The organism is Natrinema sp. 1APR25-10V2 (assembly GCF_031626495.1).
Classification (GTDB): domain Archaea; phylum Halobacteriota; class Halobacteria; order Halobacteriales; family Natrialbaceae; genus Natrinema.
This window is the reverse complement of sequence record NZ_JAMQOJ010000007.1, coordinates 1-17,850: the sequence shown is the minus strand read 5'-3', so window position 1 is coordinate 17,850 and position 17,850 is coordinate 1. Positions and strand designations below refer to the sequence as shown.

Below are 17,850 nucleotides of genomic sequence, written 5' to 3'. Positions count from 1 at the left end.
CGTCCCGCCGTCGGTCAGCGCGCTGTCACCGACCGCCGGTTCGCTGCCGGTCGCCGCCTCGTCGTCGGTATCAGTTGCCATTTCGCACCTCCGCTTCGCTCTGCTCGAGCTCGTTCTCGAGGTCGTTCATCGCCGCTTCGGGCGTTTGCACGCCGCGATACGCCCCGTTCACGGCCTGATAGATCAGCGCCGACTGCTCCGGCCAGAGGTCGGTCGCCGGCCGCGGGATCGCGTTCTCGCTGGCCGACTGCACAACGCCGGCGTAGCGGGCGACGGGACCGACGTCGCCCGGATCGGCCTCCGCGACCAGGTCGAGGTTCGGCGGGAGAAAGCCGCCGAGTCGGAAGACGGTGAGCATGACTTCCCTGTTCGCGAACGCCTCGAGGACCTGCAGCGCCTCCTCCTCACGGTTCGAGAACGGGCTCACGGCCAGGTTCCAGCCGCCGAGCGCGGCGGCGGTGCCGCCGACGTCTTGATACTGGGCTTCCTGCTGGGAGACCGCGTACGGCCGCGTCATCACGCCGAGATCTTCGCCGAAGCCTTCCTCGGTGCCCGTTTCCGCGATGGCGTACGACCAGTTGCGATTCGAGACCGCCTCGCCGTCGGCGAACGGGGCGAGCGACTGCTGTTCGGTCCACTGGACGATCGCGGACGGACAGATCTGGGGGTAGCCGTCCAGGGTGTTTTCCTCTTCGCCTTCGATGAACGCGCGCATCATTCGAATCGCGTTGACGACACGGTCGCTGTCGACCGTGATCGGGCGGTCGCCGGCGGTGAACAGGTTATCCACGCCGCCGTAGTACGCCCCGCCCCAGGTCGTCATCACCTCGTTGAACGTACAGCAGGAGAGTCCCTCGTACGCGGCCGCCTGCGTCGTGAGCCCGTAGTCGAGGCCGGCCTGCTCCCGCGCGTCGCGGACCGCGTTCGCGAACTGCTCCCAGCGCGGCGGGTTCGACCCCCAGCCGCTGGTATCGTAGCCGGCGTCCTCGATCAGGTCCCGGCGGTAGAGGGTGAATCCCAGGTCCGGGAACAGGGGGAGCGCGTGCAGGTCGCCGGTCTGGGGGTGGCGCGCCGTTTCGAGGATCGCCTCGAGGTAGTTGTCGTTGACGTACTGGAGGGTGTCGTCCGGGAAGCGTTCGGTAAGGTTGACCGTTTGCTTCCGCAAGATGAAGGGGACCGTCCAGCCGCTGTCCATCATGTGGATATCGGGCGGGGCGCGTCCCGCCTCGAGCGCCGACTGCGTGGTCTGCATCCGCTGGGCGGAGCTGCTGACGACGGTCTGGACCTCGACGCGGATGTCTTCGTCGAGACCGGCGTCCCAGAGCGCCTGCTGAATCGAGGGCTCGTCGCCGTCGCTGTGCATGATCCCCGCGACGTCCGAGGCGGCGGTCATCACCACCGTTCCCGGAGACCGGCCTCGACCGAGGCAACCGGTGACGCCGACGGCTCCGGCCGCAGTCGATACTGACGCGGCTTTCAGGAACGACCGCCGCTCGAGGCGCGGTCGGTCGCGTGGACCCGCGGTATCGCGTCCCATGACAGTGATGGGTCCACGGTCTGGGACTTAGTTGTTAGTAATAAATAATGTAATAAACCGTGACTGTCGAATCACCGTATCTGTTACGACTCGCCTGTCGACGGTCCCGAAATTAGACCTCGGCGACGCGGACGACGGTTTACGGCGGCGTCACCCGACAATAGTCGATTGGAGACGGCGGTCGGCAACTGCCGGCAGATGACCGATAACCCGCCGGAGAGAGATAGTCTGGGATACCACCTGGCGGACCGATCCCCCGACCACCTCGAGCGACCGACCCGTTCAGTTCTCCTCGAGCGCCGGCGGCTCGTTCCGCCCGATGTGGATCTCGTGGGCCTCGACGTCCTCCAGGGCTGCGACGCGGCCGCCGACGGTGAGTTCTTCCCCCTCCAGGGTCTCGATCGTGAGGCTGGCCACCTCCTCGCTGACCTCGAAGGAAATGTCGAGGATGCGCCCGCGGACGATCCGCTGGCCGCCGACCTCCACGTCACGGCCTTCGATAGTCGCGTAGAACTCGCCACCCTCGTCGAGGAGGTCTTTCACGCAGCGGCGGATGGACGCGTACTTCCGGGGGTAGGACCGCGCCGTGTCGTCCTCGCCGAGGGTGCGGTCGGCGGTCGTCCAGAGGACGGTCCCGAAGAAGCCCGAAATGAGGAAGCCCAGCGCCGACCGGTTGAAGATGACGCCGTACCGGTCCTGGTCGTCGCGCAGGGCGTCCTGGGTCGCGTACACGGAGTAGTTGCCGTCGGCAACGGCGACGACCGGCGTCGTGATCCCGCGGCGAGCGCGAGCGGTCGACGCGATTTCGCCGTACGCGAACTCGGCCGGATCGGGAGCTTCGCTCGCGGGCGTTACGATCAGGTCGACGCTCACGCCGGCCTCGACGGCCGCGCGCAGTTCGTCCTCGAACCGGGTCAACAGGTCCGGCGTCAGCGAGAGCGCGAGTTCGAACTCCGCATCGTCGATGACCTCCTCCAGGTAACGCAGGATGGTCGACCGCGATTTGACCAGCGAGACGGCCTCCGTATCGCGGGCCGGCGCGGTGTATCGCGCCTCGAGTTCCTGAATCATCTGCTCGAACGAGGTCTGGACGTCGTCGAAGGCTTCCGCGGGATCGATCGCGACGACCTTCATCGGACGCGACTCGCGCAGTTCGACCAGATTGCGGTCGCTGAGGCTACGCACGGTATCGTACACCCGCGGCTGGGGAATTTCTGTGCGGTCCGCGATCTCGCTCGCTGTGAGCTGGCCCTGCTCTAACACGGTGAGATAGGCGTCGATCTCGTATTCGCCGAGATTGAACCGCTCCCCGACGCGCTCGACCGTCGAGCGCAGTTCGTCTGGTGCCATATCCAACCCTACGATTCCAGCGACTAAATGATTTATTATACACTGAGTAGCACGCGTTTTCGAAATCAGGTTGTTTGTGAATTGGTCGCACGAACAGAGGGTCAGAACGCTTAACCACAGCGGGCCAGAGAGTGTTGGCATGCGCGGGGTCTTGCAGGCCAACGAGAGCGCCACACAGAGCGCGACGGCCGAGCGGATTCAGGAGACGCTGCCCGGAGACATTCCGCTGGACGTTGTCGAGGTTGCTCTCGCACTCGTCGTCCTCGCTATCGGCTGGTATCTGTCGAAACTCGCCGTCCGACTCGCCGGTCGTACGGTCGCCCGTCGGATCGAGCGGCCGAGCGTCACGCGAACAGTCCTACGGGGAATCAGACTCACCGTCCTCATCTGGGCCGGAACCGTCGCTGCCGGTATCATCGGAGTCGGCAGTACACAGATCCTCCTGTCGGTGACCGTCATCTCGGCCGTGATCGCCATCGTGCTCGCACCGCTGGTCGGGAGCCTGATCAACGGGCTCTACGTGCTCGCCGACCGGCCCTACGAGATCGGCGACATGATCGAGGTCACCGACGCCGGCCACCGCGGCTTCGTCGAGGACATCACGATTCGCTACACCAAGATCTTCACGCTCCAGAACTCGTTTATCGTCATCCCGAACTCCGAGATCCACTCGCGCGACGTGATCAATTACTCCGCGGAAGACGAGCGAACGCGGATCTCGGTTGGCTTCGAAATCACCTACGAAAGCGACCTCGAGGCGGCCTGCCGGGCCGCGGAACGGGCTGCCCGCGGCGTCGACGACGTCATCTCCGGCGGGCCGGACATCCGGATCGGCAGCGCTCGGTACGCCGCGGCACCGAGTTGCATGATCAGGGAGTACGCCGACCACGGCATCGCGCTCGACCTGTACTTCTGGATGAAACACCCCTACAAACAGGTCGTCGTCCGCTCGGCGGTCCAACGGGCGATCGGCGAGCGATTCGCGGATCTCGACGTGGAGTTCGCCTACCCGCACCGCCACCACGTCTTCGACGAGACCAGCGGCGTCGCTCGACTGGCCGTCGACGACTCCGGCTTCGAGCGGTCGGCTGCGGAGACTGCCGGCCCCAGCCAGTCGAGCGAACCGGGCGAGAGCCCCGCGGATCCGGCCGATCAGTAACCGCTCGCCCTCGTCCGCCCGTGTCCCCGCCGTCGTTCCGTTCCCGTCGCCCGGTATCGGCAGGGTAATTTATACCGGCCCCGGTCCAATTCGACACTCACCCGAGAGATGTACGACGACATTCTCATTCCCACCGACGGAAGCGACACGATCTCCGAGACGCTCGCCCACGGTCTGCCGATCGCCGCGGACAACGACGCGACGGTTCACGCGCTGTACGTGGTCGACAGTCGCGTCACCGCCGCCGCCGGCGAGGAGACCAGCACCGACCTCGAGCGATCCCTCGAGGAGGAGGGCCAGCAGGCGGTCGCCGACGTCGAGGGACAGGCGGCAGCCGAAGGCCTCGAGACCGTCGGCGAGGTACAGACGGGGACGCCGGCCAAGACGATCCTCGAGTACGCCGACGAACACGGGATCGATCTGATCGTCATCGGAACACGGGGCAAGAGTCCGCGCGAGAAGGTGACGTCGCTGGGCAGCGTCTCGGAGCGCGTGGTCGACAACGCTTCGATCCCCGTCTTCGTCGTCCGGAACGCGGGCGGGGTCCAGTAACTGAATCGAGCTTCCAGAACAGTCGGGCGGTCCCCCTCTGCTACACCTGCGCACCTTCGATGGTGATGACTTCGCAGTCGAGGTGGCTCCGCAGGTAACGATCGATATCCGGATTGTCGGTAAACCGCTGGAAGATCCGCCGGAGCCGACTCGCCTGCTTGCTTCCGATGACGACGGCGTCGGCTCCCTCCGCGGCGACTTCGTCCAGGATGGACTCCTCGACGAGAAATCCCGTCCGGACGACGTAGCGGGCGTTCTCGAGTCGCCCGAACGACCGCTCGACGGCATTTTTCAGGTCGATACGGGTCACTTTCTTCCCGTTCTGGTAGAGGTCGACGTGCAGGACGGTCAGCGACGCGTCCCGATCGCGGGCGACCTCGATCGCCTGCTCGAGCGTGCGTCTCGAGTGCTTTGTCAACGGATACCGAACGGGAACCACGACCAGCGCCATTAGGGAACCGAACGATTCCCGGGCGGGTAAACCTTTCAGTACGGACTGTCCACACTGCGAACCTGTCCCATGCCGCTGTGGACGTTCCTCGAGTCAGTCGGACGGCTACCTCGACCGCTCGCGGCGGCGATACCGACCCGGAAAGACAGCCATTTACCGCGAGCACCGGTAGGAACGGATATGCAAACCTGGTCGACCGACGACGGCGACACCGTCTATATTTCGGAGACGGACGGCGACAAGGGATCGAAGGGGCCGTTTCTGGTCGCCTACGAGTCCGACGACTGTGAGCGCCGCTACGGCTGGTTCTGTACGAACTGCGAGAGCCTCGACAACGCGATGGATGCGATGGGCCGAATCAAGTGCAACCGGTGCGGGAACTTCCGGAAGCCGACTGAGTGGGACGCCGCCCACGAGTGACCGTCGGTACGGTCACAGCCACCGAAACCAGTTAGACAGCTAACACAACTTGGTAATAAACAATTACTGACCAAACTGACCGTCCAATAGTACAGAGATCCATCAATATCCGCAGCTGGTTCCGAATAGTTGGGAACTGTCTCCGACTTCTTGTTACGTACTAACATTTATGAGGGATGCCGACATAGGTGGTAACGAATGGGTCCTGTTAACATGCGACTCGTCGAGCAGGCCAGGTCGATCTTCGCTGAGCTGGGCTACACCGTCGAAGGCAACGGCCCCGAGTTTCGCGCCGAACGAGCGTGGAAAGTCGTCCACGTGAACACCGTATTCGAGGCGGGCGAACTCCCGTCACCGTCGTCGGGACAGTTCCACTGTTTCGTCGCCGAACCCGACGATGCCGACGATCTCGAGAACCGACTCGAGAGCGCCGAGCCCAACTACGAGTGGGCGATCATCGTCGTCGACGGGGAGGACTATCAGGTCGAACGAGCGCCACCAGGACCGCGAGTGTCGGCGTAACGAAGCGGCGAAAACGGCAGTGCGGCGGTTATTTTTCGAGGGCGTTTCGCGTCGCAGTCACGCCTGCGCCCGGATCGACGTCGGCACCCATCGACTCGAGTACGTCGCCCAGCGCCGTCACGACGTAGATTACGTTCTCCGGCCGCGCGGAGTGACCCATGCAACCGATCCGGAAGATTTCGCCGGCCAGATCGCCGAGGCCGCCGGCGATCTCGAGGTCGTACTGCTCGATCAGGGCGTCACAGACCTCGCCATCGTCGATCCCGTCGGGGACGCGGACGGCGTTGAGACTCGGTAGCCAGTACTCGTCGGGGGCGTTCATCTCGAGCCCCATCGCCTCGACGCCGGCTTTCAGCGCGCCGGCCAGCCGCTCGTGGCGGTCCCAGCGCGCCTCGATGCCCTCCTCGGCGACGAGCCGCAGGGCCTCCCGGAGCGCGTAGACGTTCGTGATCGGCGCGGTGTGGTGGTACGAGCGGTCGTCGCCCCAGTAGCCCTCGAGCAGGGAGAGGTCGAGGTACCAGGAGCGAGGGTCCTCCTCGCGCGAGAGGACTTTCTCCATGGCCGTATCCGAGAGGGTCAGCGGGCTCGCACCCGGTGGACAGGAGAGACACTTCTGCGGACCGGAGTAGGCCACGTCGATGTCCCACTCGTCGACCCGGAACTCGACGCCGCCCAGCGAGGTGACGCTGTCGGCGATCACGAGCGCGTCGTGGTCGTGGGCCGCGGCGGTGAGTTCGGGGACGTCGGGCTGGAGCACACCGGTGCTCGTCTCGGCGTGGACGAACCCGAAGACGTCGGGGTCGTGTTCGGCGAGCGCATCGGCCACGTCGTCGGGATCGAGCGGTTCGCCCCACGGCGCGTCGACTTCGACGACCTCCCCGCCCGCGCGTTCGGCCATCGAGGCCATCCGACCGCCGAAGTAGCCGTTCGTCGGGACGAGCATCGTGTCGCCGGGCTCGACGACGTTGCCGATCGCGGCCTCCATCGCGGCCGAACCGGTCCCGGAGACCGGGATGGTCCACTGGTTGTCCGTCCGGAACGTATACCGCAACAGCTCCTGAACCTCGTCCATAATCTCGATGAACGAGGGGTCGAGGTGCCCGACGAGGGGCGTACTCATCGCCCGGAGGACGCGCGGGTTCACGTCGCTCGGACCGGGTCCCATCAGCGTTCGATCCGGCGGTGTGAGTTCGCCAACGGCTGGCGCTCGAGCCGTCTCGGTCGGTGGTTCCTGAGCCATGGGCGTGTGCTCGCCTGCCACCCGCAAAGATGTACCGACAGCGGCGAAGTACATGCTCTGAGCGTGCCCGGCGTGCTGCCCGCGCTCGGATAACGGCCGTTGCTACCTTCTCCCACGATTCTGCGAGCAACTTAAGCCGATGACTCTCGTACTCGAACTGTCGTGTTTATTGGACATGCCCTCCTCGCGTTCGCCGTCGCGGCCCTGGTCGCCGAGTGGCGCGGCTGGAACGCGCAGCGAGCGCTCCTCGTCGGCGTCGTCGCAGGCCTGTTCGCGGCGATCCCCGACATCGACGTCGCGTACGCGGTCGTCGGCCTCGCGGACGCAACGACCGGCTCGGTCGGCGCACCGACGGCGTTCTGGGACGCGAGCCGTGCCGTCCACCGCTCGGTCACCCACTCGCTGGTCGTCGGCGCGGTCGCAGCGCCGGCGTTCGGTCTCGCGGCCGTTCGCGCGCGCAACGAGCGCGCACGACTCGCTCGAGGACTCGCCGGGACACTCCTCGCGGCGCTCGTGGTCGTCGCGCTCGTCGCCGGCGGCCCGCTTGCGGCGCTCGTCATGGGGTTGTTCGTCGTCAGCGGCGTCGTCGTCGCCCGCGGGACCGCCCGATTGACGACCCTCTCGCCGGCGACGGTTACCCTCGCGGCGCTCTGGGGGCTCTGGTCGCACCCGTGGGGCGACCTCGTCACGGGCTCGCCGCCAGACTGGCTGTTCCCCTTTGGATCGCCGGTTCTCGAGTCACGCGTCGTCCTCCATTCGGACCCGACGCTGCACCTGCTCGGCGCGTTCGCGATCGAACTCGCCGCCATCGCACTCGCGCTCACGACGGTCTGTCGACTCACCGACCGATCGATCCTCGGCTCGGTCGACCGGCGGGCGTCCGTCGGCGCTGCCTACGGAATCGCCGCGCTCGCCGTAACGCCGCCGACGCTCGAGGTGTCCTACCACTTCGTCTTCTCCATCCTCGGCGTCGGGCTCGTCGTCGGCGCGATCCGAAGCTCTCCCTCGCCGGCGTTCGGTCGTCTCTGGTACTCGCGACCGTCGGTCGACGCAGTTCTCGAGGTTGCGCTGACAGCGGTGGCCGCGGTGACGGTCGCGCTCACCGCGTACGCGATCGTTTACGTCGTCGTACCCGCGTGAGCGATGGCTCTCGACCCGGCGCGTCTCCACGTCCACTGACGAGTACATACTCTTTTGTGAGAACGCTCAGTACGAGTCACCGTGTCTCAGACTACGCTCGAGGGGCTGATCGCCGACGGTCGCACCAACGCGGTGGTCGCGTGGCTGTTGATCGTCGCGATCGGCGGTATCGGACTCGCTGAACTGCTCACGGGTGGGTTTCTGTGGGCGACGTTTGCGGCGACGCTCGTGGCACTGGCGTTGCTTCCGCCGGTCGCCTTCCGCTCGCCGCAGGCGATGCTCCCCTGGGAAGTACTGTTGCTGGCCGCGCTGCCCGTACTGGGGATGGCGATCGATGCCGACCGGTTGACCGGCCACTTCGCCGCGTACCTGTCTGTCGCGGCCATCGCGCTCGTCCTCGCCGTCGAACTGCAATCGTTTACGTCCGTGCGGATGACGTCCAGCTTCGCCATCGTTCTCGTCGTCGTCGGGACGATGGCCGCGGCGGGCCTGTGGGCGCTGCTCCGGTGGAGCGCGTCGAAGACGCTCGGCATCCCGTTCACGGCCGACCACGACGCGGTGATGTGGGAGTTCGTCTACTCCGCCGTCGCGGGCATCGGCGCTGGGGTCGTCTTCGAGCTCTACTTCAGACGCCTCGCACCGACCGATCAGCGCCTTCCGGAGGATCTCGCGCCGACCGCGGAGGTCGACGATGCGTAACCGCACCGGCTGGCTCCCCTCCCGTCGGCGCCAGCGCCAGCTCTCGTATCTCATGGAGCTCGGTCTCGTCGGCATGCTGTTCGTCGGCATCGAACGCGGAAACGGCGGAATCGTCGTCAACACCGGCGTCGCGCTGGCCGTCACGCAGCTCCCGCCGCTGCTCGAGCGCGACTACGAGATTCCGATGGACCCGCGGCTCACGCTGTGGATCACGACCGCCGTCTTCCTCCACGCCTTCGGCACCGTCGGACTGCCGGGTGCGACGCGAACCCTCTACAGCGACATCTGGTGGTGGGACCACATGACCCACGCGCTGTCGGCGTCGCTGGTCGCCGGCGCGGGCTATGCTACCGTCCGTGCATTCGACGAACACGCCGAGGGCGTCCATCTTCCACGGAAGTTCGTCGCGGTGTTCATCCTGCTGTTCGTCATCGCGTTCGGCGTCCTCTGGGAGATCCTCGAGTTCGCTATCGCGCTGTCGGCCGAGGCGCTGGGGATCAGGGCTGTCCTCACTCAGTACGGTCTCGGCGACACGATGCTCGACTTCGTCTTCAACTCGATCGGTGCGATCATCGTCGCGACGTGGGGCGGGGCCTATCTCAGCGACGTGTCGGGGGCGATCCGACAGCGCCTCGAGTCGCGAGCCGACTGAGTCCCCCGCTATAGCGGCGGACGCCGACTCACATATCGAAACCGACGATCAGTTTTACGTCGCTGCTCGGTGTAGGAAATCCGGCCATGGTCTTCAAGAAGATCACACTCATCGGAACCAGCCCCGAGAGTTTCGACGCCGCCGCAGACGACGCTATCGATCGCGCGGAATCGACCCTCGAGAACGTCCACTGGATCGAGGTCGACGAACTCGGCGTCGAAATCGCCAGCGCCGACGACCGCGAGTACCAGGCCGAAGTCACCGTCGCCTTCGAACTCGAGGAGTAAGCCGAGCCGCCGACTCGGTCGTCGTCTCGCAGTCTCTCGTTTTTTCGGTTGGAATCGCCGAACTGACTGCCGTCTATCGGCGTGATAACGGAAAACGAGGGACGGTACCAAAACGTCCGCTGACGGCCGGGTCGGGATTACGTTCGGAACGATTCGCCACAGCCGCACTCGCTGACGACGTTCGGGTTGTCCACGTGGAACCCCTCGGCCTGGAGCCCGTCCTCGTAGTCGAGCACGCTCCCCTCGATGTACTTGAGACTCGCCGGATCGACGAACACGCGCAGGTCGTGATGTTCGTAGATCGTGTCGTCCTCGTCCGGCTCGTCGTCGAACCGCATGCCGTAGGACAGGCCGGCACAGCCGCCCTGCTGGACGAACAGCCGGAGGCCGGCCTCCGTCACGTCGAGGTCCTCCCCCTCGAGCAGGGCCAGCGCCTGCTCGGCGGCGTCCTCGGTCACTTCGATCTCCGGCTGGGTGTCGGCCTGCCCGCCGTCCATACTGTCCGTACTCATACCGATACCTTTCCGCGCGACGATGTTAACTGTGACGCCATTCGAACGCGAGCGGGCTAGCCCCATCCGGTTACGCTCCTCTCTGTGGTCGCTGCCGGCGTCCGTCAGCAACTCGATCGGCGCCGGAACGAGCGGTAGCAGGTTCCGAACTGTCGCTCGTCGTTCCGCGAGAGTTCGATGTCGTGTTCCGCCAGTAGCTCGAGCATCCGTTCGAGGTCACAGCCGTACCACATCGAGAGGAGCCGCACGTTCTTCTGGGCGTAGTCGTAGTTGCGCTCGAGGACGCGCCCGTCAGTCGGATCGACACGCGGTTCCATCTCACCTCCTCCTTTGGCCTCCACCTACGTAAAACCAGTTTGCACTTTGGTAACCTGAGACCGCCGTCGACCAACGATCTATTACCGTTCGCTACGGATCTCGCTCGTCGTCGAGCCGAAGTCGAACGCTCTCGGCGTGGGCCTCGAGCCCCTCGGCGTCGGCGAGGGTCGTGATCGTCTCGCCCAGGTCTGCGAGCCCCTCGCTCGAGAGGCGCTGGACCGTCGTCGATCGGAGGAACGTTTCGACGGAGAGTCCGCCGGTCACCCGCGCGCCGCCGTTGGTCGGCAGGACGTGGTTGGTCCCGCTGGCGTAGTCCCCGGCCGCGACGGGGGTGTTCGGCCCGAGGAAGACGCTCCCCGCGCTGTCGATCCGGTCGACGATCGACTCTTCGTCGTCGGCGATGACCGAGAGGTGCTCTGGGGCGTACTCCTCCGTAAAGAGGATGGCCTCGCTCATCGAGCGAGCGAGGAGCACACCGCTCGCGTCGTTCGTCAGGGCCTCGCGGATCACGTCCTCGCGTTCGCGCCCGTTCGCTCGCTCGTCGACGGCGTCGGCGACGGCGTCGGCTGTCGCCTCGTCGTCGGTGACGGCCACGACCGAGGCGTTGGGGTCGTGTTCGGCCTGGGCGACGAGTTCGGCGGCGACCAGTTCGGGGGTCGCGCTTCCGTCTGCGATCGCGACGACCTCGCTCGGTCCGGCGAGGAAGTCGATCTCGACGTCACCGCGGACCTCGGCTTTGGCCGCGGTCACCCACTTGTTCCCCGGACCGACGATCTTCTGGACGCGGTCGATCGTCTCCGTCCCGTAGGCCAGCCCCGAAATCGCCTGTGCGCCGCCGACGCTGTAGACGACGTCCGCCCCAGCGGCGTGGATGGCCGCCAGCGTGACGGGATTCAACTCGTCGGCCGGCGGCGTGACGACCGCGACGTGGTCGACGCCCACGACGACCGCCGGAACGATCCCCATGATCGCACTCGAGGGGTAGGCCGCCGAGCCGCCGGGGACGTAGACGCCGACGCGATCGAGCGGCCGAAAGCGGCGACCCAGCGTGCGGCCGTCGCCGAACTCCCGCCGCCAGTCCTCCGGGAGCTGGGCCTCGTGGAACTCGCGGACGTTCCCCGCGGCGGTCTCGATCGCCGCTCTGATCTCGGCGTCCACCTCGTCGTAGGCCCGCTCGCAGTCGTCGGTGATCTCGAGGTTGCCGAGTTCGACGCCGTCGAACTCGCTCGTGAACTCGCGGACGGCCACGTCGCCCTCTTCGCGGACCCGATCGACGATCCCGCGAACGTCCTCTCTGACGGCCTCGATGCCGGCGTCGCGCTCGAAAAAGGCCGCGCGATCGGCCGGCCCGAGGTCGGCGATCGGCTGCACGTCGATAGTCATGACTCCGGATTCGAGCGGCGGGCGAAAAACGGTTTCCTTATGCTCACGCGTCCGGGTTCTCGACCTCCCAGATTCCGACGGCGTCGAGGGTCGCCCTGACGAACAGATAGACGAGGAGGCCGAAGCCGACGAGCGCGAACGGCGCCTGCAGGAGGTTCGCGATCTCGACCTCGAGAACGATCCGGCTCAGCCCCCGAACGACGAAGCTCACGATCACCAGTCCGAACGCGATGACCGCGAGTTTGACGAATCCCGAACGGTCCATGCCTACTCCTACGAGCACTGTCGCTAAACGATGTCGGTTATTCCCACGCCCGACGTCTCCGCCACGCGTCGACGGCTCAAGTCAGTTACTTGACGTCGGCGCTGGCGGCGCGGCCGATGGCGTAGATTGCCACCGAGCCGAACACCAGCGCGAGCCCGACGAGGACGGCCAGCGCGGGGACGAGCGTGTTCCACATTCCCTCGAACCGCGTGACCTCGATGACCGTCATCGTGTCCTCGCCGAGCATCACTGCGCGGGCGGCGTCGACGCCGTAGGTGATCGGGTTGAACGTCGCGACCGTCTGGATCCAGTCCGGCAGCGCCGGCAGCGGGAGGAACGCACTCGAGACGAACAGCAGGGGCAGTTGCAGCAGGTTCGCCCCGATGATCGTCGACTCCTCGTCTCGAGTGACGACGGCCAGCACGTTCGAGAACGCGGTGAACCAGACCGAGAACACGACGCAGATGCCGGCGATGGCGACGGCACCGACGAGCCCCGTCTCGATCTCTGCGCCGAGCAGGACGCCGAGTCCCATCACGATCGTCACCTGAGCGACGATGCGGACGATCTCGGCTAGCGTCTTCCCGAGGAAGACGGCGGTCCGGTTCATCGGACTGACCAGGATCTTCTCGAACATGCCGGTCTCGATGTCGTTGACCAGCCCGATGCCCGAGGTCGCGGCCGCGACCAGCGCCACCTGGATCACGATCGCCGGTACGAGGTAGGTCTCGTAGGTGATTCCGGGCAGCGCACCCGTCGCCACGCCGCCGAACACCTGCGTGAACAGCACGAGGAAGATGATCGGCTGGATCAGCGAGACGACGAGGACGAACGGGTTCCGGACGGACTTGATCGTCCACCGGACGAACGTGACCCACACGTCGCTCGCGAACCCGCCGCCGTGACGGTCGACGTTCGGCGTGCTCATCGGTCACCTCCCGTTCCGCCGGTTTCCGTCCCGTCGCCGGCGACGGGGGCACCGTCGCCGGTCGGCTCCGATCGCACGGCGTCGGCCGCCGCCGACTCTCCCCCGGTTCCCACCCCAGCGTCCGGACGGTCGTCGGTTACGGCGAGGAACACGTCGTCGAGCGTCGGCGCGCGGACGTCGAACCCGACCACGTCGATGCCGGCGTCCCGCAGCGCGACCAACAGATCCGTTCCGCGCGTCCGCGCGTCGCGCGCGGTCACCTCGATCCCCGACTCGGTCCGCTCGATCGTCGCACCCTCGGCGAACAGCCCCTTTTCGCGCGCAACCGTCGCCGCCCGTTCGCTCGCGTCGGGATCCGCCAGTTCGACGCCGAGGATCTCGCCGCCGACGCGGCGCTTCAGTTCGGCGGGCGACCCGTCAGCGACGACCCGCCCGCGCTGGATGACCGACAGCCGATCGCACAGTTGGTCGGCCTCTTCCAGGTACTGCGTCGTCAGGAAGACCGTCGTCCCTTCGTCGTTGATCCGCCGGAAGTACTCCCAGAGGCGGTTTCGCGCCGCCGGATCGAGTCCGGTCGTCGGTTCGTCGAGGAACACTAACTGCGGCCGGTGGACCAGCGCGGTCGCCGCGTCGAGGCGTTTCTTCATCCCGCCCGAGAAGTCGTCAGCGACCTTGTCCGCCACGTCGGTCAGTTCGACGAGCTCGAGCAACTCGTCGATCCGGTCCGTTCGATTCGCTTTCGGCACCCCGTAGGCGTCGCAGGCGAACCGGAGGTTCTCGTGGGCGGTCAGCTCCGGATCGATGCTCGTCTCCTGGGCCATGTAGCCGACCGTCGCCCGCACGCTGTGTGGGTCGGCGATTGCGTCGAAGCCGTTGACCTCCACCGAGCCAGCCGTCGGGCGCAACAGCGTCACCAGCGTCTTGATCACCGTCGTCTTCCCCGCACCGTTGGGCCCGAGGAAGCCGAAGAACTCGCCTTCGTCGACGAGCAGGTCGACGCCGCGGACCGCCTCGGTCCCGTCCGCGTACGTCACCGCCACGTCCCGGGCCTCGATTGCGTAGTCGGTCACAGTCGTGTTTGGGCGAGCAACTGGATATAGCTGTGAGTTCGAAACTACTTCGCAACTTCGGAGTCCGAACTATCGGCGCTCGTCACTCCTCGACGGGCTCGAGGTCGTGCTCGATGGCCCACGCGTGCAGGTGGCCGAACGCCGGAAACGCTGCTCGGCCCTTCTCGGTCGGTTCGTACTCGACCCGCGGTGGGACCTCGTCGTAGGCCTCCCGCCGGAGCAACCCGGCCGCGACCAGCTCTTTGAGCCGCTCGGTGAGGGTGTTCGCCGGCACCTCGAGGCGCTCCTCGATCTCCGAGAAACGGAGCGGCCCGTCTGCGAACGCGAACGTCGAAAGGATCGCCATCGCGTGGGCCTTCCCGAGGAGATCCAGTAGCCGGGCGACGGTCCGTTCGACCCGCTCGCGCTCGTCCGGTTCGAGTCGGTCGCGGAGCGCTCGCGCAGTCTCCTGTGACCGGCCGGCGTCTAGCCCCGGAACCGTCTCGATGTCGGACGGCGCCTGTCCACCGTCTCGGCCGGCCTCTCCGTTCGAACGCGCGTCGTTCGGCTCCTCGTTCATACCCCACACTGAGCGAGCCGAAAACTAATACTTCGCGTCTCTAACTATCGGACAGGCATCGGTCTCGACGCCACTACTTCGAAACTTCGAAGTCACAACCTTATGAATCGAGCCGCCGAAACGACGGCTATGCAAATCGCAATTTTCGGGGCGACCGGTCGGACCGGCCGCCCGCTCTGTCGGCAGGCGCTCGAGCGCGGGCACACCGTCGTCCGCGCGCCGCGGCTCACCGAGGGCGATCCGACGGGCGAGTACCGCGCCGGTGACCTCGCGCTGGGCTTCGAATCGATCGACCGCGCCGACGTCGCGCGGTTCATCCTCGACTGTCTCGAGGGGGAGGAGTTCGTCCGCGACCTGCCGAAGGTGGGACCCGCGTGAACGTCCTCGTCACGGGCGCGACCGGGACCGTCGGTCGCCACGTCGTCGACGGCCTTCGCGACGCGTCCGACGTCACCGTCACCGCCGCGAGTCGCGATCCCGCCCGCGCCCGTGATCGACTGGACTGTGCGACCGTCGCCTTCGATTTCACCGACCCGACGACCTATCGAGATGCGTTCGCCGACGCAGACGCGATGTTCCTCGTTCGCCCACCCGCGCTCTCTCGAGTCCGTCGAGATGCCGTTCCAGCTCTGGTGGCCGCCGTCGGTGCCGGGGTCGAACGCGTCGTCTTCCTCTCGGTCATCGGTGCCGATCGGAACCCGCTCGTCCCCCACGCGCGCATCGAGTCGTGGCTCGCCGACGCCGGCCTCGAGACGACGTTCCTGCGCGCCTCGTTTTTCATGCAGAACCTCTCGACGACTCACCGCGAGGAGATCCGCGACGGTCGGCTGGCAGTCCCCGCCGGCGACGGGAAGACGAGCCTGGTAGACGCTCGAGACGTCGCCGCCGTCGCCGTCCGCACACTTCGTGAGGGGATCACCGGCGCGTACGACCTCACCGGTCCGGACGCGCTCTCGTACGCCGAGGTCTGTGCGGTGCTCTCGGCGGCACTCGAGCACGAGGTCGAGTACACCGATCCCTCGCTTCCTCGGTTTTTGCTCTCGCGGTACCGACTCGAGGGTGACCTCGCGAAGACCGGTGTGATGGCCGCGATCTACACTACTGCACGGCTCGGACTGGCGGACCGAGTGACCGACGACGCCCGGTCGCTTCTCGGCCGTCCGCCGACGGACTTTCGGACGTTCGTCCGGGATACTCGCACAGTCTGGGCGTAGCCGGTCAGACCGACCGGTGTACGCGGCCGGTAATAGGCTCTTTCTCTGTTTCGAACCGGCTCTCGGGAGTATTTCGGTCCGTCCCGCTTCGAAGAAACAGTGTAGTCACGTTCGTCCCGGTCGGCAAGTCCTGCATAACTATTCCGCGTCCACCGTACCACCGTCCTATGTGGCCATGGGAACACGCGATCGTTGGTTATCTCGCGTATTCAGTGGGCTGTCACCTCGTCTTCCGCGACTCGCCCAGCGGGCTCGAGGCGTTCGCCGTCGTGCTGGCGTCGACCCTCCCCGATCTGATCGACAAGCCCCTCGCGTGGGAGTTCGGCGTCTTCGACGCGGGGTACGCGATCGGCCACTCGGTGTTCTTCCTCGTCCCGCTCTCGATCACCGTCGGAACCGTCGCGGCCGCGGCCGGTCGTCCGCGAACCGGTCTCGCCTTCGCTGTCGGGTCGCTGCTGCATCCCCCCGCCGATCTCCTCTACTCCTACGTCAGCCAGGGTATCGTCCAGGTCGAACTCATGCTCTGGCCGGTCGAGACCGTCACGGGGCATCCGCCCAGTCGAGGCTTCCTCGACTCGTTCGGTACCCTGTTCGGCCGCTATCTGGGCGAACTCCTCGCAGGGGACGTCTCGACGTACGTCTGGCTCCAGTTAGGACTGGCCGCGCTCGCCTTCTCTCTCTGGCTCTACGACGGCGCGCCGGTTCTTCGCCAGTGCCTGCTCGGTGGTAAACGGCTCCTCCCGGAGACGAACGACTCACGTTCGAACCGGTGAACTGCCCGAATCGCGGCCGACGCACGGCCTCTGTCGCAGTGGCGGTTATATTCAGCGTATAGTCGGTTCTTGCTCGCCGACGGCAGTGTCGAATCCCCAGCGCAACTCGAGTCGCTGGTTCGCGTCGATTCCCTACGGCTCCGGTCGACGAGTCATCGCCCTTCTGGATAGCCCCGTGATCACGGTGAGAACGCTCCTCGAGTCTCGAGACGACCGATTCCCGTTGGAGACATCGACGACTGTCTTGCACTCGAGAACGTGTTCCCCGGCTGAATGCCAACGATGGTCAATGGCCGGACGAGACGACGGCCTTATGTATGGACCGGGGATTCCATACTAATGCGAACGACGTGGCGCACGCCGCCACGTTCCCTCCGGCCGGGACCCGGCACGGAGGCAGGAAATATTCCGTTTCCTCGTCACGACCGACGGCTCGTCCGTCGGTCGTCTCGAGGGCGTTCGGATCGATCGCGTTTGACGCCGGATCTCGGTGTCTCAGTACGACGCCCTTATATACTCTGGGCGCGTACTTCAGAATACGCGAAAGTCCCCGCCGGATGCGATTTCCGGCTGGGGAACGATCCGACGCCCTTAAGTGTACGAGGGTATTCGGATATGACGTGAACGACGCCCCGCTCGCTGCGGGTCGTCACTCGGGCGGTCGTAGTCCGAAGGGGTTATGTACCCCAGATGGCTTACGAATACGTCCGAAGGAAATGAGGATCCTACCCCTGCGGTCCGCCGTACAGATGGGATCTGATGTTAGCCTTGGTAGTTCGGTGACGCCCGACCGGTCATCGCGACCGACCGTGTGTCATC

Annotated in this window: 22 protein-coding genes; 11 read left to right on the top strand and 11 right to left on the bottom strand. The window is 66.0% G+C overall.

The window, feature by feature from the left end; genetic code table 11:
* Positions 1 to 70: 70 nt before the first annotated feature.
* Positions 71 to 1,537, bottom strand: coding sequence for an extracellular solute-binding protein (locus NDO75_RS20685; RefSeq protein WP_310908512.1), 1,467 nt, complete (start codon positions 1,535 to 1,537; stop codon positions 71 to 73).
* 282 nt (positions 1,538 to 1,819) lie between these two features.
* Positions 1,820 to 2,887, bottom strand: coding sequence for a TrmB family transcriptional regulator (locus tag NDO75_RS20680; RefSeq protein ID WP_310908511.1), 1,068 nt, complete (start codon positions 2,885 to 2,887; stop codon positions 1,820 to 1,822).
* A gap of 139 nt (positions 2,888 to 3,026) precedes the next feature.
* Here NDO75_RS20680 and NDO75_RS20675 point away from each other — a divergent pair, with 139 nt between their 5' ends.
* Positions 3,027 to 4,046 carry a mechanosensitive ion channel family protein gene (locus NDO75_RS20675; RefSeq protein WP_310908510.1) on the top strand — a complete coding sequence of 340 codons (1,020 nt, stop codon included), beginning with the start codon at positions 3,027 to 3,029 and terminating at the stop codon, positions 4,044 to 4,046.
* 108 nt (positions 4,047 to 4,154) lie between these two features.
* Entirely contained in the window at positions 4,155 to 4,598 is a 444-nt protein-coding gene (locus NDO75_RS20670) for a universal stress protein (protein ID WP_310908509.1), read from the top strand.
* 40 nt (positions 4,599 to 4,638) lie between these two features.
* Here the strand turns inward: NDO75_RS20670 and NDO75_RS20665 are convergent, their stop codons facing one another.
* Entirely contained in the window at positions 4,639 to 5,049 is a 411-nt protein-coding gene (locus tag NDO75_RS20665; RefSeq protein WP_310908508.1) for a universal stress protein, read from the bottom strand.
* A 180-nt stretch (positions 5,050 to 5,229) separates the two neighbouring features.
* Here NDO75_RS20665 and NDO75_RS20660 point away from each other — a divergent pair, with 180 nt between their 5' ends.
* Together NDO75_RS20660 and NDO75_RS20655 are read left to right on the top strand one after the other, a co-directional pair.
* On the top strand, positions 5,230 to 5,469 hold the full coding sequence (locus NDO75_RS20660) for a DUF5816 domain-containing protein (RefSeq protein ID WP_310908507.1): 240 nt from the start codon (positions 5,230 to 5,232) through the stop codon (positions 5,467 to 5,469).
* Positions 5,470 to 5,682: 213 nt separating this feature from the next.
* On the top strand, positions 5,683 to 5,991 hold the full coding sequence (locus NDO75_RS20655; RefSeq protein ID WP_310908822.1) for a hypothetical protein: 309 nt from the start codon (positions 5,683 to 5,685) through the stop codon (positions 5,989 to 5,991).
* A 28-nt stretch (positions 5,992 to 6,019) separates the two neighbouring features.
* On the opposite strand, the gene NDO75_RS20650 is transcribed toward NDO75_RS20655, so the two are convergent.
* On the bottom strand, positions 6,020 to 7,231 hold the full coding sequence (locus NDO75_RS20650; RefSeq protein ID WP_310908506.1) for an alanine--glyoxylate aminotransferase family protein: 1,212 nt from the start codon (positions 7,229 to 7,231) through the stop codon (positions 6,020 to 6,022).
* Positions 7,232 to 7,393: 162 nt separating this feature from the next.
* Between NDO75_RS20650 and NDO75_RS20645 the strand changes: the two genes are divergently transcribed.
* The 4 genes from NDO75_RS20645 (at position 7,394) to NDO75_RS20630 (ending at position 10,009) form a co-directional block, all read left to right on the top strand.
* Entirely contained in the window at positions 7,394 to 8,371 is a 978-nt protein-coding gene (locus NDO75_RS20645) for a metal-dependent hydrolase (protein ID WP_310908505.1), read from the top strand.
* Positions 8,372 to 8,452: 81 nt separating this feature from the next.
* Positions 8,453 to 9,070: a hypothetical protein gene (locus tag NDO75_RS20640; RefSeq protein WP_310908504.1), complete on the top strand. Its 618-nt coding sequence runs from the start codon at positions 8,453 to 8,455 to the stop codon at positions 9,068 to 9,070.
* Positions 9,063 to 9,722, top strand: a complete 660-nt coding sequence (locus tag NDO75_RS20635; protein ID WP_310908503.1) for a hypothetical protein — start codon at positions 9,063 to 9,065, stop codon at positions 9,720 to 9,722. The genes NDO75_RS20640 and NDO75_RS20635 overlap by 8 nt, the downstream gene beginning before the upstream one ends.
* An 86-nt stretch (positions 9,723 to 9,808) precedes the next feature.
* Positions 9,809 to 10,009 carry a dodecin gene (locus tag NDO75_RS20630; protein WP_310908502.1) on the top strand — a complete coding sequence of 67 codons (201 nt, stop codon included), beginning with the start codon at positions 9,809 to 9,811 and terminating at the stop codon, positions 10,007 to 10,009.
* Positions 10,010 to 10,146: 137 nt separating this feature from the next.
* On the opposite strand, the gene NDO75_RS20625 is transcribed toward NDO75_RS20630, so the two are convergent.
* The 7 genes from NDO75_RS20625 to NDO75_RS20595 form a co-directional block, all read right to left on the bottom strand.
* Positions 10,147 to 10,521 carry an iron-sulfur cluster assembly accessory protein gene (locus NDO75_RS20625; protein ID WP_310908501.1) on the bottom strand — a complete coding sequence of 125 codons (375 nt, stop codon included), beginning with the start codon at positions 10,519 to 10,521 and terminating at the stop codon, positions 10,147 to 10,149.
* Positions 10,522 to 10,625: 104 nt separating this feature from the next.
* Complete coding sequence (locus tag NDO75_RS20620; RefSeq protein WP_310908500.1) at positions 10,626 to 10,838, bottom strand: hypothetical protein; 213 nt, start codon at positions 10,836 to 10,838, stop codon at positions 10,626 to 10,628.
* A 91-nt stretch (positions 10,839 to 10,929) separates the two neighbouring features.
* Positions 10,930 to 12,222: a histidinol dehydrogenase gene (gene hisD, locus NDO75_RS20615; protein WP_310908499.1), complete on the bottom strand. Its 1,293-nt coding sequence runs from the start codon at positions 12,220 to 12,222 to the stop codon at positions 10,930 to 10,932.
* 43 nt (positions 12,223 to 12,265) lie between these two features.
* Entirely contained in the window at positions 12,266 to 12,487 is a 222-nt protein-coding gene (locus tag NDO75_RS20610; RefSeq protein ID WP_310908498.1) for a hypothetical protein, read from the bottom strand.
* A gap of 85 nt (positions 12,488 to 12,572) precedes the next feature.
* Entirely contained in the window at positions 12,573 to 13,415 is an 843-nt protein-coding gene (locus NDO75_RS20605; protein WP_310908497.1) for an ABC transporter permease, read from the bottom strand.
* Positions 13,412 to 14,485, bottom strand: a complete 1,074-nt coding sequence (locus NDO75_RS20600) for an ABC transporter ATP-binding protein (RefSeq protein ID WP_310908496.1) — start codon at positions 14,483 to 14,485, stop codon at positions 13,412 to 13,414. Before NDO75_RS20600 ends, NDO75_RS20605 begins: the two co-directional genes overlap by 4 nt.
* 82 nt (positions 14,486 to 14,567) lie before the next feature.
* Positions 14,568 to 15,044 (bottom strand): helix-turn-helix domain-containing protein, encoded by a 477-nt coding sequence (locus NDO75_RS20595; RefSeq protein ID WP_310908495.1) that lies wholly within the window; start codon positions 15,042 to 15,044, stop codon positions 14,568 to 14,570.
* 129 nt (positions 15,045 to 15,173) lie between these two features.
* Between NDO75_RS20595 and NDO75_RS20590 the strand changes: the two genes are divergently transcribed.
* The 3 genes from NDO75_RS20590 (at position 15,174) to NDO75_RS20580 (ending at position 17,031) form a co-directional block, all read left to right on the top strand.
* A complete protein-coding gene (locus NDO75_RS20590; RefSeq protein ID WP_310908494.1) occupies positions 15,174 to 15,422 on the top strand; it encodes a hypothetical protein in 249 nt (82 codons plus the stop codon).
* Complete coding sequence (locus tag NDO75_RS20585; protein WP_310908493.1) at positions 15,419 to 16,258, top strand: NAD(P)H-binding protein; 840 nt, start codon at positions 15,419 to 15,421, stop codon at positions 16,256 to 16,258. Before NDO75_RS20590 ends, NDO75_RS20585 begins: the two co-directional genes overlap by 4 nt.
* A gap of 167 nt (positions 16,259 to 16,425) precedes the next feature.
* A complete protein-coding gene (locus NDO75_RS20580; protein WP_310908492.1) occupies positions 16,426 to 17,031 on the top strand; it encodes a metal-dependent hydrolase in 606 nt (201 codons plus the stop codon).
* The last annotated feature ends 819 nt before the right edge of the window (positions 17,032 to 17,850 follow it).

Bases quoted from the DNA above. Each gene is read 5' to 3' on its own strand.
- NDO75_RS20650 (WP_310908506.1), bottom strand. From the start codon at position 7,231: ATGGCTCAGGAACCACCGACCGAGACGGCTCGAGCGCCAGCCGTTGGC.
- NDO75_RS20675 (WP_310908510.1), top strand. From the start codon at position 3,027: ATGCGCGGGGTCTTGCAGGCCAACGAGAGCGCCACACAGAGCGCGACG.
- NDO75_RS20595 (WP_310908495.1), bottom strand. From the start codon at position 15,044: ATGAACGAGGAGCCGAACGACGCGCGTTCGAACGGAGAGGCCGGCCGA.
- NDO75_RS20625 (WP_310908501.1), bottom strand. From the start codon at position 10,521: ATGAGTACGGACAGTATGGACGGCGGGCAGGCCGACACCCAGCCGGAG.
- NDO75_RS20655 (WP_310908822.1), top strand. From the start codon at position 5,683: ATGCGACTCGTCGAGCAGGCCAGGTCGATCTTCGCTGAGCTGGGCTAC.
- NDO75_RS20630 (WP_310908502.1), top strand. From the start codon at position 9,809: ATGGTCTTCAAGAAGATCACACTCATCGGAACCAGCCCCGAGAGTTTC.
- NDO75_RS20580 (WP_310908492.1), top strand. From the start codon at position 16,426: ATGTGGCCATGGGAACACGCGATCGTTGGTTATCTCGCGTATTCAGTG.
- NDO75_RS20635 (WP_310908503.1), top strand. From the start codon at position 9,063: ATGCGTAACCGCACCGGCTGGCTCCCCTCCCGTCGGCGCCAGCGCCAG.
- NDO75_RS20670 (WP_310908509.1), top strand. From the start codon at position 4,155: ATGTACGACGACATTCTCATTCCCACCGACGGAAGCGACACGATCTCC.
- NDO75_RS20665 (WP_310908508.1), bottom strand. From the start codon at position 5,049: ATGGCGCTGGTCGTGGTTCCCGTTCGGTATCCGTTGACAAAGCACTCG.
- NDO75_RS20590 (WP_310908494.1), top strand. From the start codon at position 15,174: ATGCAAATCGCAATTTTCGGGGCGACCGGTCGGACCGGCCGCCCGCTC.
- NDO75_RS20680 (WP_310908511.1), bottom strand. From the start codon at position 2,887: ATGGCACCAGACGAACTGCGCTCGACGGTCGAGCGCGTCGGGGAGCGG.
- hisD (WP_310908499.1), bottom strand. From the start codon at position 12,222: ATGACTATCGACGTGCAGCCGATCGCCGACCTCGGGCCGGCCGATCGC.
- NDO75_RS20605 (WP_310908497.1), bottom strand. From the start codon at position 13,415: ATGAGCACGCCGAACGTCGACCGTCACGGCGGCGGGTTCGCGAGCGAC.
- NDO75_RS20610 (WP_310908498.1), bottom strand. From the start codon at position 12,487: ATGGACCGTTCGGGATTCGTCAAACTCGCGGTCATCGCGTTCGGACTG.
- NDO75_RS20685 (WP_310908512.1), bottom strand. From the start codon at position 1,537: ATGGGACGCGATACCGCGGGTCCACGCGACCGACCGCGCCTCGAGCGG.
- NDO75_RS20660 (WP_310908507.1), top strand. From the start codon at position 5,230: ATGCAAACCTGGTCGACCGACGACGGCGACACCGTCTATATTTCGGAG.
- NDO75_RS20620 (WP_310908500.1), bottom strand. From the start codon at position 10,838: ATGGAACCGCGTGTCGATCCGACTGACGGGCGCGTCCTCGAGCGCAAC.